Annotated in this window: 12 protein-coding genes; 4 read left to right on the top strand and 8 right to left on the bottom strand. The window is 40.9% G+C overall.

Annotated elements, in window-relative coordinates; translation table 11 throughout:
• Positions 1-42: 42 nt before the first annotated feature.
• A complete protein-coding gene (locus IPMB12_RS08600) occupies positions 43-1,455 on the bottom strand; it encodes an FAD-dependent oxidoreductase (RefSeq protein ID WP_166916843.1) in 1,413 nt (470 codons plus the stop codon).
• Positions 1,456-1,466: 11 nt separating this feature from the next.
• A complete protein-coding gene (gene gltB / locus IPMB12_RS08595) occupies positions 1,467-5,924 on the bottom strand; it encodes a glutamate synthase large subunit (RefSeq protein WP_166916840.1) in 4,458 nt (1,485 codons plus the stop codon).
• Between the two features lie 571 nt (positions 5,925-6,495).
• On the opposite strand from gltB, the gene glnK reads away from it, so the two are divergent.
• Both glnK and amtB read left to right on the top strand, forming a co-directional pair.
• Complete coding sequence (glnK, locus tag IPMB12_RS08590; protein ID WP_166917753.1) at positions 6,496-6,834, top strand: P-II family nitrogen regulator; 339 nt, start codon at positions 6,496-6,498, stop codon at positions 6,832-6,834.
• 49 nt (positions 6,835-6,883) lie between these two features.
• Positions 6,884-8,182 (top strand): ammonium transporter AmtB, encoded by a 1,299-nt coding sequence (gene amtB / locus IPMB12_RS08585; protein ID WP_166916838.1) that lies wholly within the window; start codon positions 6,884-6,886, stop codon positions 8,180-8,182.
• Positions 8,183-8,267: 85 nt separating this feature from the next.
• Here amtB and IPMB12_RS08580 read toward each other — a convergent pair whose 3' ends face one another.
• The 6 genes from IPMB12_RS08580 to coaA all read right to left on the bottom strand — a co-directional run bounded on the left by IPMB12_RS08580 (position 8,268) and on the right by coaA (position 15,228).
• Positions 8,268-9,026, bottom strand: a complete 759-nt coding sequence (locus tag IPMB12_RS08580) for a DeoR/GlpR family DNA-binding transcription regulator (RefSeq protein ID WP_166917752.1) — start codon at positions 9,024-9,026, stop codon at positions 8,268-8,270.
• Positions 9,027-9,065: 39 nt separating this feature from the next.
• Positions 9,066-9,806: a hypothetical protein gene (locus IPMB12_RS08575; protein WP_166916836.1), complete on the bottom strand. Its 741-nt coding sequence runs from the start codon at positions 9,804-9,806 to the stop codon at positions 9,066-9,068.
• Between the two features lie 532 nt (positions 9,807-10,338).
• A complete protein-coding gene (locus IPMB12_RS08570) occupies positions 10,339-12,771 on the bottom strand; it encodes a formate C-acetyltransferase/glycerol dehydratase family glycyl radical enzyme (protein ID WP_166916835.1) in 2,433 nt (810 codons plus the stop codon).
• Between the two features lie 4 nt (positions 12,772-12,775).
• The gene (locus IPMB12_RS08565; RefSeq protein WP_166916833.1) at positions 12,776-13,675 is read right to left on the bottom strand and encodes a glycyl-radical enzyme activating protein; all 900 of its coding nucleotides are present in this window, start codon (positions 13,673-13,675) and stop codon (positions 12,776-12,778) included.
• A 157-nt stretch (positions 13,676-13,832) separates the two neighbouring features.
• Positions 13,833-14,246, bottom strand: coding sequence for a DUF1090 domain-containing protein (locus tag IPMB12_RS08560; protein ID WP_208293470.1), 414 nt, complete (start codon positions 14,244-14,246; stop codon positions 13,833-13,835).
• A gap of 46 nt (positions 14,247-14,292) precedes the next feature.
• Positions 14,293-15,228 carry a type I pantothenate kinase gene (coaA, locus tag IPMB12_RS08555; RefSeq protein ID WP_166916831.1) on the bottom strand — a complete coding sequence of 312 codons (936 nt, stop codon included), beginning with the start codon at positions 15,226-15,228 and terminating at the stop codon, positions 14,293-14,295.
• 227 nt (positions 15,229-15,455) lie between these two features.
• Between coaA and yihI the strand changes: the two genes are divergently transcribed.
• Positions 15,456-15,953: a Der GTPase-activating protein YihI gene (yihI, locus tag IPMB12_RS08550; protein ID WP_166916829.1), complete on the top strand. Its 498-nt coding sequence runs from the start codon at positions 15,456-15,458 to the stop codon at positions 15,951-15,953.
• A 166-nt stretch (positions 15,954-16,119) separates the two neighbouring features.
• A complete protein-coding gene (hemN, locus tag IPMB12_RS08545) occupies positions 16,120-17,499 on the top strand; it encodes an oxygen-independent coproporphyrinogen III oxidase (RefSeq protein ID WP_166916827.1) in 1,380 nt (459 codons plus the stop codon).
• Positions 17,500-17,502: the final 3 nt, after the last annotated feature.

Here is a 17,502-nt window from a genome sequence, read left to right as displayed (position 1 = left end):
CTTGCTTGTATAGCGCCTGATTTAATGACGTTAATGAAAGTATCAGACCTCAAGATAATCTAAAATTCCCTCAGCTGCTTTACGTCCTTCTGCAATGGCTGTCACCACTAAATCTGAGCCACGGACAATATCTCCACCAGCAAAAATTTTAGGATTAGAAGTCTGATAACCTTGCTGTTCAGGCGCAATAATCCTCCCTTGTTGATCAAGTTCAACGTTATGTTCAGTCAGCCAAGACATCGCATGCGGTTTAAAACCAAATGCCATAATCACCGCATCAGCAGGTAATACAAACTCACTGCCAGCAATGATAACTGGTGACTGACGACCTTTAGCATCAGGCTCACCCAGCACTGTTCTCACCATTTTAATACCGATGACTTGCCCACTTTTATCAAGTTCAATACTGACTGGCTGTACATTAAACAGAAATTCAACACCCTCTTCCCGTGCGTTTTTCACTTCCCGCTTAGAACCGGGCATATTTGCTTCATCACGACGATAAGCACAAATCACTGTCTCTGCTCCCTGACGAATTGAGGTACGTACGCAGTCCATCGCCGTATCACCACCACCAAGTACGACCACCTTCTTACCCTGCATATCTACATAAGGATTCTGTTCATCCTGAGAGTGGTTCATCAGATGTTTAGTATTAGCGATTAAAAACGGTAACGCTTCATAAACGCCTTTAGCATCTTCATTTTCAAGCCCGGCACGCATAGATTGATAAGTACCAGTACCTAAAAATACTGCATCAAACTCAGTGAGTAAGTCTGCTAAGGTAATATCCGTACCCACATCAGTATTTAAGCGGAACTCGACGCCCATTTCAGTAAAAATACGTCTGCGGTTAATTAAAATATCTTTATCCAGCTTAAAGGCCGGTATACCAAAAGTAAGCAGTCCGCCAATCTCCGGATTGCGATCAAAAACCACCGGAGTAACGCCGTGGCGAATAAGTACATCGGCACACGCCAGTCCTGCCGGACCGGCACCAATAATAGCAACTCGTTTACCGGTCATTTCAACGCCAGACATATTGGGCTTCCAGCCCATCTTAAAGGCTTCATCAGTAATATATTTTTCAATATTACCAATGGTTACCGCACCAAATTCTGCGTTGAGCGTACAGGAGCCTTCACACAATCTGTCTTGTGGACAAACGCGTCCACATACTTCCGGCAGGCTATTGGTTTGATGACATAGTTCAACCGCTTCTAAAATACGTCCTTCATTCACCAGTTTTAACCAGTTAGGAATGTAGTTATGTACCGGGCATTTCCATTCACAGTAAGGGTTACCACATGATAAACAACGATCTGACTGGGCTTTAGCCTGAGGCAGTGAAAACCCTTCATAGATTTCCACAAACTCAATCTTTCTGACTTTTAGCGATTTCTTCGGTGGATCAACACGTTGTAAATCGATGAATTGATAAACATTTTGGCTCATAGTGTTTCTCCTTATTGTGCCTGTACACGTAATTCTGCTGCCGAACGGCTACGGTGTCCAAGCAGTGCTTTGATATCGCTTGATTTAGGTTTAACTAACACAAACTGTTTAGCATATTGCTGCCAGTTAGCCAGAATGTCTTCTGCCCGTGATGAATGAGTCAGGTTGGCATGTTCCATAATCAGACCACGCAGATGTTCTTCATGAATAGCGTATTGAGTCACATCCAGCATCTCAACCAGCTCCTGATTAATGCGCTTAGTAAATTCGCCATCTTCATTTAGAATGTAGGCAAAACCACCAGTCATGCCGGCACCAAAATTGACACCGGTTTTACCCAGCACACAGACAATACCACCAGTCATATATTCACAGCCGTTATCACCAATCCCTTCCACAACAGTAACAGCACCTGAATTACGTACAGCAAATCTTTCACCCGCTGTTCCGGCAGCAAATAATCGCCCACCGGTTGCGCCGTACAGACAGGTATTACCAATAATGGTTGCTTCATGACTTAAAAACGCTGAACCAACTGGTGGACGAATCACAATCTGACCACCTGCCATCCCTTTACCGACGTAATCATTCGCATCACCAGTCAGAGTAAGTTCTACCCCACCCGCATTCCAGACACCAAAACTTTGCCCGGCAGTACCGCTAAAGTTTAATTTGATTGGATCTGCTGCCAGTCCCTGTTCACCATGCTGTGTAGCAATATAGCCTGATAGCGTTGCACCAATTGAGCGATGCGTATTTTGAATATCAAAATAAAACTGCTTAGACTGCTTGTTATCCACAAACTCTTTAGCCTGAGTGATGATTTCGTTATTTAACACACCTTTATCAAAAGGGGAATTTGACTCGGTATGATAAACCGCATAACCATTGATTGGTGCAGCAGTTTCCAGTAAACCAGATAAATCCAGTTTATTTTGCTTAGCTGTAAAGCCATCAAGTTCAGTTAATAAATCCGTGCGTCCGATTAAATCAGTAATACGACTGACCCCCAGTTCAGCCATAATTTCTCTGGTCTCCTGTGCCAAAAAGCGGAAGTAATTCATCGCCTTTTCCGGCAAACCATGATAATGATCCCTGCGCAGTTTATCGTCCTGAGTAGCTACACCGGTGGCACAGTTATTCAGATGACAAATACGTAAATACTTACAACCCAGAGCCACCATTGGTCCGGTACCAAAACCAAAGCTCTCAGCACCTAAAATAGCCGCTTTAACAATATCCAGACCGGTTTTCAGCCCACCATCAACCTGTAAACGAATCTTGTGACGCAGACCATTAGCCACGAGCGCCTGTTGGGTTTCAACCAACCCCAGCTCCCACGGTGAACCGGCATATTTAACAGAAGTGAGTGGGCTGGCACCTGTACCGCCATCATAGCCAGCGATGGTAATCATATCGGCATAGGCTTTAGCCACACCGGTCGCAATTGTGCCAACACCCGGTTCAGATACCAGTTTTACTGAGATCATAGCTTTTGGATTGATCTGTTTTAAGTCAAAGATCAGCTGAGCTAAATCTTCAATTGAGTAGATATCATGATGTGGTGGCGGAGAAATCAACGTCACCCCCGGCACAGAAAAACGTAGTCTGGCAATATACGGAGTCACTTTATCACCCGGCAGTTGTCCACCCTCACCCGGTTTTGCGCCCTGTGCCACTTTAATCTGAATCACATCAGCACTCATTAAATAGCCGGGTGTAACACCAAATCGACCAGAAGCCACCTGCTTAATTCGGGAAACTTTATTGGTATTATAACGAGCAGGATCTTCACCACCTTCGCCAGAGTTTGAATACCCGCCCAGCGTATTCATTGCTTCAGCTAAAGATTCATGAGCTTCAGGACTGAGCGCTCCAATGGACATAGCTGCTGAATCAAACCGCTTAAATAATGCTTCACAAGGTTCAACCTGTTCAATGGCAATAGCAGCATCTTTTGGTGGCGTGAGTTTTAATAAATCTCTAAGCGTTGTTACCGGACGCTGGTTAACAATATCGGCATACTGACGATAGTCAGCATAATTTCCGCTATTTACTGCTTGTTGCAGGCTTTGTACCACATCAGGATTGTAAGCATGATATTCACCACCATGAATATATTTAAGCAGACCACCTTGCTCCAAAGGTTTACGTTTTAGCCATGCTCGTTTTGACAGGTTAAATAAGTCTTGTTGAAAATCATCAAAATTTGCTCCGCTAATACGGCTACTCACTCCAGGAAAACACATCCTCATCACGTCCTGATGTAGTCCAACTGCTTCAAACAGTTGTGAACAGCGGTACGAGGCAACCGTTGAAATCCCCATCTTGGACATAATTTTATACAGCCCTTTATTAATCCCGTTACGATAGTTCAGCATCACTTCACGGTAACTTTTATCGATAGTACCCATGTCTATCATCTGAGCCAGTGTTTCATAAGCCAGATAAGGATAAATGGCTGTAGCACCTAAACCAATCAGTACAGCAAATTGATGAGGGTCACGTACGCTGGCCGTTTCAACAATAATATTGGCATCACAACGCAGATTACGCTCAACCAGTCTCTGTTGTATTGCACCAACAGCCATTGGTGCTGGAACCGGCAGGCGATCGGCACTGATATTTTTGTCGGACAAAACCAAAAGCACAGCTCCGGCTTTGACTTTAGTCTCAGCATCATTACATAATTGCTCAATAGCATCACTCAGATTATCATCAATCTCATAAGTGATATCTAATACTTCTGATTTATAGTGCTTTGATTCTAATGCAGTTAACTGCGTAAAATCAGAATAAAGCAGAACTGGTGATTTAAAAGAGACCCGATAGGCTTGACCTTCTGCTTCCGCAAAAACATTCATCTCCCGGCCGATGCTGGTTGACAGAGACATAACATGCGCTTCTCGCAGCGAATCAATCGGTGGATTGGTGACCTGAGCAAATTTTTGTCTGAAGTAATCATAAATAATACGTGGACGACTCGAGAGCACAGCAAATGGTGTATCATCTCCCATTGAACCTGTCGCTTCCTGACCATTTTCCCCCAGCGAACGAATAACCTGTTCCAGTTCCTCAAAGGAATAGGCAAATTGTTTTTGATAACTGGCAAGGAGTGCATCATCAAAATCTCGTTGTCCGATATGGTCATCTGGTAGTTCTTCAAACGGTGTCAGGCATTTAACATTTTTGGCCAGCCATGTTTTATACGGATGACGTTTTTGCAGGTCATTATCGGTTTCGGCTGATTGTAAAATTCGCCCTTCGTGAGTATCAATAACCAGTAACTCACCGGGCCCGACCCGGCCTTTTTTCATCACTTCATCCGGCTCATAATCCCAGATACCTACTTCAGAAGCACAGGTAATTAAACCATCCGTTGTCATCACATATCGGGCTGGTCTTAGTCCGTTGCGATCTAAACTACAGGCTGCGTAACGCCCGTCTGACATCACAATCCCTGCCGGACCATCCCAGGGTTCCATATGCATAGAGTTAAAATCAAAGAAAGCGCGCAGATCATCATTCATATCCGGATTGTTTTGCCAGGCCGGCGGAACCAGCAGACGCATCGCCCGTACGATGTCCATACCACCTACTAAAAACAGTTCCAGCATATTATCTAAAGAGCTGGAGTCGGAACCTGTTTCATTAACAAAGGGTGCAGCTTCCTGCAAATCAGGAATCAGTGGTGTTTTGAATTTATAAGAGCGCGCTCTTGCCCACTGGCGGTTGCCCTCAATCGTATTAATTTCGCCATTATGGGCTAAATGTCTGAATGGCTGCGCCAGTGGCCACTTGGGTACCGTATTGGTGGAAAAGCGTTGATGGAACAGGCAGATTGCTGATTCCATACGTAAATCCGCCAAATCCAGATAGAATCTTGGCAGGTCTTTAGGCATACACAAACCTTTATAAATATTGACCTGATTAGAGAAACTACAGATATAGAAAGAGTCATCGATAACTCGTTTTTCAATACGTCTGCGCACCATATATAAACGGCGTTCTAAATCAATATGACTCCAGCCAGCCGGCGCATTAATAAAAACCTGCTCAATTTGTGGTAAAGAAGAGAGCGCAATTTCACCCAGCACACTGATATCAATTGGTACTTTCCGCCAGCCAACCAATGAAAGTGTCTCTTTTGCCAGTTCCTCTTCAACAATCTCACGACTTAGTTGTGCCTCGGATTCATTTTGGCTAAGAAATAACATTCCAACCGCATAATTACTGGCCAGTCGCCAGCCCGCCTCCTGCGCCACGATATGAAAAAATCTGTCCGGCTTTTGTAGTAATAAGCCACAGCCATCTCCGGTTTTTCCATCAACTAAAATCGCACCACGGTGTTGCATCCTTGCCAGACCGTGAATAGCGGTTCGCACCACTTTATGACTTGCTTTCCCTTCTATATGAGCGATTAACCCAAAGCCGCAGTTATCCTTCTCATAGTGCTGGTCGTATAACATATCATTGCCCTCTTTATCATTTTTATCTGTTTATTGCTGTCTAAAATAACTCAGCACTAAACAATATTTTTCATATTCCAAATATGTTTATATCTATACTTTATGTTTATGCAAATACTAAGCCAGATTGAGTCAGACAATAAGCCGGATATCAATACCAGCCCTAAATATAAAAGTGGAGTGAGACACCAATTAACAAAGTCTGAGACAGATTTTTTACGCAATTTTAAGAAATACTGAAATTCAACGAATTAATAATATTATGCTCAGTATTAATAGAACTAATGTGTATTTATAAGGCAATTGCGCCATTTTTGGGAGAAGCCTGATTTTTGTAGTGCACCAATTGAGAACTATTGAGAAACCAATTCAATAAACGTATTTTCCCTGTTTTGTCGCCAGATCATTTGCACAAAAATAATCTGTTCTTCTTTCTTTTTAAAATTAATCCCAGCTTATGAAATATATAAAATTACTCATTATTAATTAATAAGTTATAAATTTATTTTTGATGTTTGGCATACTCCTTGCAAAAGCCTGGTTGTGGTTTTCACTTAAACAGGAGCAAATGATGAAACTAGTCACTGTTGTAATCAGACCTTTTAAATTAGAGGAAGTCAGAGAAGCATTATCTGATATTGGTGTAAATGGACTCACCGTCACCGAAGTCAAAGGATTTGGCCGCCAGAAAGGACATGCAGAGCTTTATCGCGGTGCAGAATACACTGTCAACTTTCTGCCTAAAGTCAAAGTAGAAGTTGCCATCACCGATGATCTTCTTGAGGACGTAGTGTCCACTATCAGTAAAGCAACCTATACCGGCAAGATCGGTGATGGCAAAATTTTTATTACCACACTAGATAGCGTCATACGAATTCGTACCGGCGAAATAGACGAGGCAGCATTATAGGATAGTGCTAAGCATAATTTACAGGATCAACTAATGTAGGGTTAACGCTATGTGTAGAAAACTAATTGTTTTATTCAGTCTCCTTGTATCAGGCAGTGCACTGGCTGACGATGTTGTTATAGAAGAAGTCGCTCAAGTGGCAGACAAAGCCGACAATGGTTTTATGATGATTTGTACTGCTCTGGTCTTATTTATGTCAATTCCCGGTATTGCATTATTTTATGGTGGTTTATTGCGCTCTAAAAACGTTTTATCGATGTTATCGCAAGTACTGGTGAGCTTCTCCCTTATCTCGGTGTTATGGATTATTTATGGTTATTCACTCACTTTTGGTGCAGGTAACTGGTTCTTTGGTAATTTTGACGCTATCTTACTCTCAGGCATTGGACTCGCTGACGTACAAGGAACTATGAATCAATTAATCTGGGTGGCATTTCAGGGATCATTTGCCTGTATCACCTGTTGTCTGATTCCCGGTGCATTTGCAGAGCGTATTCGCTTTTCTGCAGTACTCATCTTTATGGTGCTCTGGTTTACTTTTTCTTATATCCCGATCGCTCACATGGTTTGGGGCGGCGGAATTTTAGGTGACGAAGGTGCGTTGGATTTTGCTGGTGGTACCGTTGTGCATATTAATGCTGCCGTTGCCGGACTGGTTGGTGCTTATTTACTAAAAAAACGCTTAGATTTTAATAAAGAGTCTTTAAGACCCTTTAACTTAGCTTATGTCTATCTTGGTGCAGCTATTCTCTATATCGGCTGGTTTGGCTTTAATGCCGGTTCCGCAGGTCAAGCTAATGAAATCGCCGGACTAGCGTTTATCAATACCTTTGTCGCTACTGCTGCAGCTGTTTTGTCATGGTCACTGGTTGAATGGATTCACAGAGGTAAGCCTTCCTGCTTAGGTGCCAGCTCTGGCGTGATTGCCGGATTAGTTGGTATTACACCCGCAGCCGGATTTGTTGGTGTTGGTGGTGCTTTAATTATTGGTTTAGTCTGTGGTGCAGCTGGAGTGTGGGGAGTATCAACACTCAAACGTTTACTACACGTTGACGATACCTGCGACGTTTTTGGTGTACATGGTGTATGCGGTATTATCGGTTGTATCCTGACTGGAGTATTTACGTCGGAAACATTGGGTGGTGTGGGCTATAGCGAAGGGATTACTATGCTTGATCAAGTTGGCATTCAGGCGATGAGTATTATTACTTGTATCATCTGGACTAGTGTTGTTGCATTTATTGCTTATAAGATTGCTGATAAATGTGTCGGCTTACGCGTGTCTGAAGATCAGGAACGAGAAGGTCTTGATATTAACAGCCATGGTGAAAGAGCCTTTAACAATTAAAATATTCAATAAAATCAATAAGTTATAAAATTAAAGTTTTAGGGGAGTAAAAGGAACATTAATCCTGATACTCCTTTAAATTAATTTACTCACCCATTACTTTATCAACAATCACACCTTTTTGAATTAAGTGCTGTTCATGTTGATTAAGTAGGTAGCCATCGGTGATTACCCGATCAATATTATTCACCGGCGACATAAAAGGATAAGCCTGAACCTGACCAAATTTCGATGAGTCGGTGATAACAATATTTTCACTATCTTTAGCCAGAATGGCATTTACCACTTCCGTACGTTGCTTATTACGACCGGCAAATCCGGTGCTTGAGTGATAACCATCGATACCAATAAATGCTTTACTAAAAGAGAGATGACCGATACCAAGACAAGCCAGATCACCAACCACACTTTCACTATGCTTTTGATATTCACCACCCAGGACAATCACTTCGATCGGCGCTTCAATTTGACCAAGCAAATGAGCGATATAGTAACTGGAAGTAATCAGAGTAATCCGTTTACTATAAGCTAAATAGCGTGCCAGTAAGGCGTTGGTACTACCACCTTCGATGAAAATACGTTCACCATTTTCAACCAGTGATGCCGCATATTCAGCAATTTTTTGCTTCACGACAAAATTGACTTTCATACGAGCATCAACACTTTCACCGTCGATAGCAACCGCAGAACCGTGTACACGTTTTAAATGACCATTTTGTTCCAGAAAATTGAGATCCTGACGGATAGTCACAACTGAAACACCTGTTAATTCAGCCAGTTCAGCCACACTAATCTGCCCGACTTCATTCACTTTATATAAAATGACTTCCTGACGCTCATTCATAAAATGTAACATGATCTCAGCTCTCTCTTAAAATAGCGACTACGCCGGGTTTACTTTCTTATCACGACGATTAGCGATAATAATTTCAATCAGTGGCAATAATAGCAGTAATACCCAGATAATTTTTACTTTACTATAAATAGAATCAATTTGTTGCATCACTTTATAAAATACGACTTTTACCACAAATTCACCCGTTAAAAACTGCTGTGGTGTAAGCTCAAAAAGCTCATCAACCAGCCCTGATTCTGTACCCAGATGGCCTGCCACTAAATCAGTTAATTTATTACGTAAAAACTCTGTTGCCATAGGCGTGTCCAGCGCCACTAAAGCCAGATCAGCAATTTTATTATTATGGAGTTCTGCAAGTTCAAGCTGTTTTACTATTTCTGTTTTTACTAAGGGAATCACAGAATCAACAGCTTGTCCTAGTGTTAAATCAGATTCTACTTTTACCACAAAAGAGTCATCAACATAGGTATCAAGTAAAGACTGAACAGCTGCCCTGTACTGCCCTTCACTCTCCTGTAATCCTTGCTTGGTCGCTTGCACAGAACCGTAGAAAAAGCCGCCCGCTATCATAACAACCGGAATAAAAATCAGATAAAAATAAGACAAAAATGTCAGAAATTTGTTTGCGCGTGGCACTAAGATTTTACGTCTGAAAATAATCAAGACGATAATCGTTAAAACTAAAGCTAATAATGCATATTTAATCCCACCCCAGATAATACTTAACGGGTCAAAAAATTGGGCAAAATTATTGTAATATTCAAACATCCATTATTCCCTGCAAAATGATTTTTAATAATAAAAATTAGTTACCTATAATAGCACAAAATGTTTATAGATATAATGATGTTGAGTTGCGCGGCGCGGCCGCGCTTTGTAGATCTTAGGATTGTGAGAATACTTAGCCTGTGGGGGGGCAGTAGGCCATCAACTCCCACGGAACCTACAAAATCACAAAAAGATACACGCCAGCGGGGGCGTGCCCCTGCCAACCACCCAGCTAATAACAGACCCAAGCCTAAAAACATTGCGTACAGGTGGCCCTGTCCACCCCAAACCCAATGCTAATAACAAACAATGACACAAAAAATATAGTGACACATGTTCTCTTTTCATGGAACCTGCAACTACATAAAATAAAAACAAAGCGACAGTGGGGTCGCTACCCCACCTAAAACCCTGCTAATTACCTGTCCAAAACACTATTGCGCGCGCAGCTCCAAACACCAAACTAAGCACAAAAAAATAGCGCGACCTTAGTCGCGCCATCTTCCACTAATAGAAAAACTATCTAACTACTTTAAATCACATGCTCCGTTCTGGCGATAATATCATCCTGAGTATCTGGTGATAACGCTGTGAAGAACGCGGAATATCCGGCAACACGCACTACCAAATCACGATAGCGATCAGGATTTGCTTTGGCTGCCACTAAAGTATCTCGTGAAACCACATTATATTGCACGTGCCAGCCTTTATGCACCTCAAAGAAAGTACGTAACATTAACATCAGTTTTTGACGATCTCTTGGATTATCCAGCGTCGATGGATTGAGTTTCTGATTCAGCAACACACCACCTAAAATCTTATCTGTCGGTAATTTACCAATAGAGTTAAACACTGCTGTTGGTCCTAAAGTATCAGTACCTGATGACGGGCTTGCACCTTCTGCCAGCGGTGACCACGCTTTGCGTCCATCCGGTGTTGCTGCTGTTTGCGCACCAAATGGCACATTAGCAGAAATGGATGACGTACCCGCATAATAAGTACCGCCGATCGGTCCTCTGCCATAACGCGGATTATGATAATGTTTTAACTCTTCGATATAACTGTTATAGGCTGCAACCAGTAACATATCCACTTCATCATCATCATTACCATATTTTGGCGCACCGTTCAGCAGACGTTGACGCAGTTGTTCACCATCCAGACCTTCAAAATCATTTGCCAGTGCTTTTGCCAGTTCTTGCTGCCCGATAATACCTTCATCAAATACCAGTTTTTTGACTGCTTCCAGACTATTTCCTGTATTTGCAATACCGACCTGTAATCCAGATACCCAGTCGTATTTTGCACCGCCCTCTTTAAGCGTTTTACCACGCTCAATACAATCATCAACCAGTGCTGAACAGATAATGTCGTGAGCATTTTCTTCCAGCATGGTGTCGATCACGTATTCAATTTCAATCGATTTACGAGTGTAGTAGCGAATTTGCTCATTCCAGGATTGCATGACATCAGCAAAATCTTTAAAGTTACCTTTACTCAGTGCCTTCTCTTGTGGTAGATAAGTCACTCCGCTGGTGGCATCTGTACCACCTTCAAGCGCAGCCAGAACTACACGAGCAAAGTTAATAAAACTCATCCCGGTACAACGATATCCCCATTTACCCGGTACGGCGGTTTCAATACAACCAATCGCTGAGTATTCGTAGGCATCTTCTCTTTCCACACCCAGCTTAATAAATTCCGGAATCACGATTTCATCATTATTAAACGCCGGCATACCAAAGCCACAACGAATAACCTGTACACAAGCATCAAGGAAGTCATTATTAATGCCAGCATGATAGCGCACACTTAAATTTGGCTGAGTTGAACGCAAGCGTCCACAAGATTCTAAAATAGCGTAAGACAGTGAATTCACCGCATCAACCGGTTGGCCATTTACCAGTTTTTGTCCACCAATAGTCACATTTTGATACATCGGACTACCTGCGGAGGTTTTTGAATGTGAGCCGGAACGAATTTTGTTCACTTCAAGTAGCTTCAACCAGCAGCTATGTAACATCTCAATAGCATATTCTTTATCTAACGTTTTATTAGTCTCAACATCTCTCTCATACCATGGAGCCAGATATTGATCTAAACGACCAAAAGAGACTGAGTGACCATTCGATTCAATTTGTAACAGTAACATTACAAAATAGGATAACTGCAATGCCTGCCAGAAAGTTTGTGGCGGTTTATGTGCGATCAACTCACAGTTAGCAGCAATTTCAAGTAACTCTTTTTGACGCCATTCACGTGACTCTTTAGCCGCCATCTCTTTAGCCAGTTCAGCATAACGCTCAATATGCTCACTCATAGCAACCATAGCAATATCAACCGCTTTTAAGAAATGATCTTTATAAAAATCATCCAGATTAGTCAGATCAATACGGCTACGACGCTCTCTCACCTTTTCAACAATACCATCTAAACCTTTCTCAAGAATCAGTGGAAAATTAACCGCTAAATGAGCATCACCGGAGTTCATATTGCCTTCCGCTTTGATCATGACTGTATCAAGCAGCGATTTATGCTCATCAGAAAAAAGTGCAAAACAGCGATCAAGTACTGTCTGGCCATGCCACCATGGACAGATTCGATGTAACACTTCTTTATCATGATCAGTAACGTGGAACCCGGCACCCGGGCGATCTCCTAAAATATCGATCTCTTTCTCAATCCAGCCAACTGTATATTCAGGAAAGATCGGCGCTGCTCTTGGCTGACTTGCCTGATTACCAACGATTAACTCATCATTTTTAATCCAGATAGTACGTTTCTTTAAATGGTTAGCAAGCGCCAAGGCACGGCGAACAGCTACAGGCTGGGCTAAATGTTCCTGATAAGATTCTGTGTAGTGCTCCGCTCGTTCCACACAAATTGGTGGCTTAATAATGTGAACAAGTGCATCTTTATGCGCCCTGATTCGAGGTGTAACAGTATTTAGATCAAGAGTAGTCATGGTATTATCCTCTTAAAATAGCAGTGAGGTTCTTCTCACTTGCATAGTTCTGTGCATATTCAATGAGTGCTGAATCATCCAGTGGCGTCAGTGGTGCCTGATAAGACATATTCAACATGTTGTACTTATTTATTCCCAATGTGTGATAAGGTAAAAAATGAATCTCTTTAGCACTGCTTTCATCAGCAGTAAAATCAATAATGGCTTTCACGGATTTCTCATCTGCATTAAAGCCCTGAATCAGAGGAACACGGATAATCATCTCAATATCAGTTTTAGCCAGACGTCTGAAATTATCTAAAATCCTGGCTGCAGAACCATCTGTCCATTGTTTAAAAATCACATCATTGATCTGTTTTAAATCAGCTAAAAACAGATTCAGATAAGGTAGCGATGGTTCAATATATTTCCATGGAACATGTAAGCAAGTTTCAACTGCGGTATGGTAGTTTTCATGATGACAACGCTTTAAGATTTCAGCGCACAAATCGGGTTGCATAAAAGGTTCGCCACCTGACAATGTCACACCACCACCTGTTCGCTCATAAAAAGCAACATCTTTTTTAACCGCAGACATGATGTCATCAACTGAAGTATCTTTACCACAAACAGTAAGAGCCAGACTTGGGCAAAGTTTTTCTAGTTTTTGATAATCCTGTTCAGTCAATTGACTACGATCGATAGTGAGCGTTTGATTCGCTTTATTAAAACCATGAGGGATGCTTGTGCAGCACAACTGACAATCAGCAATACAAAGCCTTGCATCGAACAAAACTTGTTTTTTGTCTGAACGACTTTCCGGGTTTTGACACCAACGACAGCCTAGCGAACAGCCCTTTAGAAAGACAACTGTTCGAATACCGGGACCATCATGAGTCGAATATCGCTGAATATTAAAAATCATACTTCCCTCCGTTGTTGCTTATTAAACAACTTTCGAACGAAAGTTAAAGTGATCCTTATCACATTAATTGATAATAATATTAATAAATGTAGGGACTTTATTTTTTCTCAGATAACAAAAAAGCAGCTCTTGGCTGCTTTAATCTTAACTTATTGTTCTATTTCGCTTTTAACTCAGCATAGAATGCTTCAAGTTCAGCTCTTGCTTTTTCAAGCTCAGCTTTCGCTTCAGCAAGTTTGTTTTCTTGCTTAATAATCTTATCCGGGTCACCTTTGATGCGCGCTTTAGCAAGCTCTGCTTCACGCTCAGCAACATCCTCTAGTTTATCCTGGACTTCTTCTTTGTAATCTTCTTCAAGATCACCATTAGTACAATATTGTTGAATATCTAGTAAAGCTTTAGTTAAACCTGTTACACGGTGTGTATTGCCATGCGCTTTAGCATAGCTAATTTGGTTTTCAACTTCTTTTGCTTTTGCTTCGCAAGTGTAGCTACCTTTTGCTGCGAATGCACTAAATGATACCAGTGCAGATAAAACTACAATTCCTTTCATTAATTGATTTTTCATCATTAATGTTCTCCAAAAAATCATTTATTTTATACCCTTTATATTGAACCTACTTACGCAGATAAACACAATTAACCCGATGTTCTTCACCTTTAGATAAAATCAGGTTAGCACGTTCACGAGTAGGTAATACATTTTCCATTAAGTTACGTTCATTGATCTCTTTCCAAATCGTATTTGCCACTTTCATCGCTTCATCTTCCGACAATTTCGAATAATTATGAAAATAAGACGTGGGATCACTAAACGCACCAGCACGGAACTTTAAGAATCGATTTACATACCAATGATGGAGTAAATCAATGTCAGCATCGACATAGATAGAGAAATCAACATAATCAGAAACAAAGACGCGGTTCTCTTGTTGGGAGTAATTTACCGTTCCCTGTAATACGTTGAGTCCTTCCAAAATTACAATGTCTGGATTATCGATAACGATACTTTCGTCGGGTATAATATCATACTCGAGATGGGAGTAAACCGGTGCAAGCACTTTTGGCTTACCGGACTTGATATCAGAGACAAATTGCAAAAGTTTTTTAGTATCATAAGATTGCGGGAATCCCTTCTTATTCATGATACCGCGTTCTTGTAATACTTTATTTGGATATAAAAATCCATCTGTTGTAACGAGTGCGACTTTTCTGTGTTCCGGCCAGCGTGTTAATAGTGCCTGCATTACACGGGCAGTCGTACTTTTACCTACAGCAACACTGCCGGCAATCCCAATAATATAAGGTGTCTTCTGACTTTTTCCTAAAAACTTAGATAACACTAATTGCCGACTGATATTGGCACTAATGTAGTAATTAATAAGACGAGATAAGGGAAGATAAATATCAATGACTTCATCTAAAGAAAGATTTTCATTTATCCCTTGCAGTGAAGCCAATTCATCCTGAGTTAATGTCATAGGTACAGAGTCCCGCAACATTGCCCATTCCGGGCGCTCAAACTTCATATAAGGGCTTATGTTAATACTCATACTGATATTATTCGCTGGTTATTTTTGTCAAAGACAAATTTAAAGCCACTTAATTTAGTGACCTAATAAATAAGTAATTCAATTTCTGATAGCACATTTTTACTAATGAACGATAAAACCGCAAGTACTTTATGGTTCAAACTATACTTTTTTTTGCCTTTCTGATACATTTTACAACATCTAAGACGTATCTAAATAACGTCTGTTCACTAACACTATGGCATAACATGGCAAACTATATTCCAAAAAGCAAAAAGCAGAAAAAAACACGTCAGGAACTAAATGAAGAAGGACGTCTACTAAAGAAAAAGCGTAAGCATAAAGGCTTGCCTAGTGGAACTCGTCATAGTGATGCGTCTAAGCAAAATAACGGTCATGGCGGTAAAGCGGCTTTAGACCCAAGAACAGGCAGTAAAACTCCAATTCCATTAATTGCTGATGGGAAAGTGAGTACAACTAAAGCCAAACCGGCGGCAGAAAAAGTAAAATTATCACCAATGGAAGAACTTACTCAGTTGGAAAATAATACTAAGTTAGAGCAATTACTTGATCGCTTAGAACAAGGGGAAAGTTTATCAACTGAAGAGCAACGTTATGTTGATCGCTCTCTTGACCGTATTGAAGTGCTAATGGAAAAATTAGGTCTGCAATATGAAGGAGAAGATGACGACGATGAAGAAGATGATAAACCAGAAGATATTATGAGTTTACTTAAGAAACAGTAAATATGTTACTATTAATCATGCTTAGTTTTTATGTCGGTTTAGTTATAACCGTCGGACTATGCCTGTATCGATTAAGAAAACGTAAACAGAAGAATCAGTTAAATAAAATAAATCACAGCCAGATCAAAAATAATAAAAAGTTGCGCTGATAAACTTTGGAAGTAGCATGTCAAATGTCAATCTGCCCGTTGAGTGGGATCAGTCACTAATCGAGAAGTATAACTATTCCGGACCACGTTATACCTCTTACCCGACTGCGCTGGAATTTAATGAAGCCTTTACCGAGCAACAATTTCTCACCGAAACGAACCACTATCCGGATCGTGCCCTGTCTTTATATATTCATATTCCATTTTGCCATAAGCTTTGTTACTTCTGTGGTTGTAATAAAATGATTACCCGCCAGACGGATAAAGTCACCCGCTATCTGGACATACTTGAGCAGGAAATTATTCAACGCGCCAAACTATTTAAGAATAGAACAGTAACTCAAATGCACTGGGGTGGTGGAACACCAACATTTTTAAATAAGTTTGAAATTGACCGTTTAATGAAAGCGTTACGTGAGAACTTCAACTTTGCAGCTGATGCCGAGCTTTCTTTAGAAGTCGATCCGCGGGAAATCGATCTCAGCATGGTTGATCACTTAGCCCATGTTGGATTTAATCGTTTAAGTATTGGTATTCAAGACTTTAATAAAGAAGTCCAAAAACTGGTTAACCGTGAGCAGGATGAGAAATTCATTACTAGCCTGATTGAGCGTGCCAAACAGCAGAAATTCCAGTCTATCAATCTGGATTTAATTTACGGTTTACCAAAACAAACGGTAGAAAGTTTTATGTATACACTGCAAAAAGTGGCAGAACTTTCACCGGACAGACTCAGTGTCTTTAACTACGCACATTTACCACAACGCTTTGCAGCGCAGCGTAAAATCAAAGATCATGATTTGCCAACAGCACCAGAAAAACTGAAAATTTTGCAGGAAACGATTAAGTTTTTAACACAATCAGGTTATCAGTTCATTGGCATGGATCACTTTGCTAAACCGACAGATGAACTGGCTCTGGCGCAAAAAGAAGGTATTTTACATCGTAACTTCCAGGGTTATACCACACAGGGGAATAATGACCTGCTGGGTCTTGGTGTTTCAGCTATCAGTATGCTTGGTGACTGTTATTCACAAAATCAAAAAGAATTATCTGTTTATGAAGCAGAAGTGACTAAACAAGGTCATGCACTCTGGAAAGGCTTTGTGATGAATGAAGATGATAAAATCCGTCGTGATGTGATTAAGCAGCTTATTTGCCATTTCTCTCTTGATAAATCACAGATTGAAAAACTGCATAACATCCATTTTGATGAGTATTTTGCTGAAGATTTACAACTGTTAAATCCACTGGTGCAGGATAAGCTGATTAACCTGACAGAAACCAGTCTGGAAGTCACACCAAAAGGCCGTCTGTTGATTCGTAATATCTGTATGTGTTTTGATGTTTATTTACGTCGTTTAGCACGTCAGCAACAGTTTTCTCGAGTAATTTAAGAA

The sequence above is a fragment of the Zophobihabitans entericus genome (genome assembly GCF_011745665.1).
GTDB lineage: Bacteria > Pseudomonadota > Gammaproteobacteria > Enterobacterales > Orbaceae > Zophobihabitans > Zophobihabitans entericus.
Note: the sequence above shows the minus strand (reverse complement) of the source record. Positions and strands in the feature narration are given on the sequence as shown.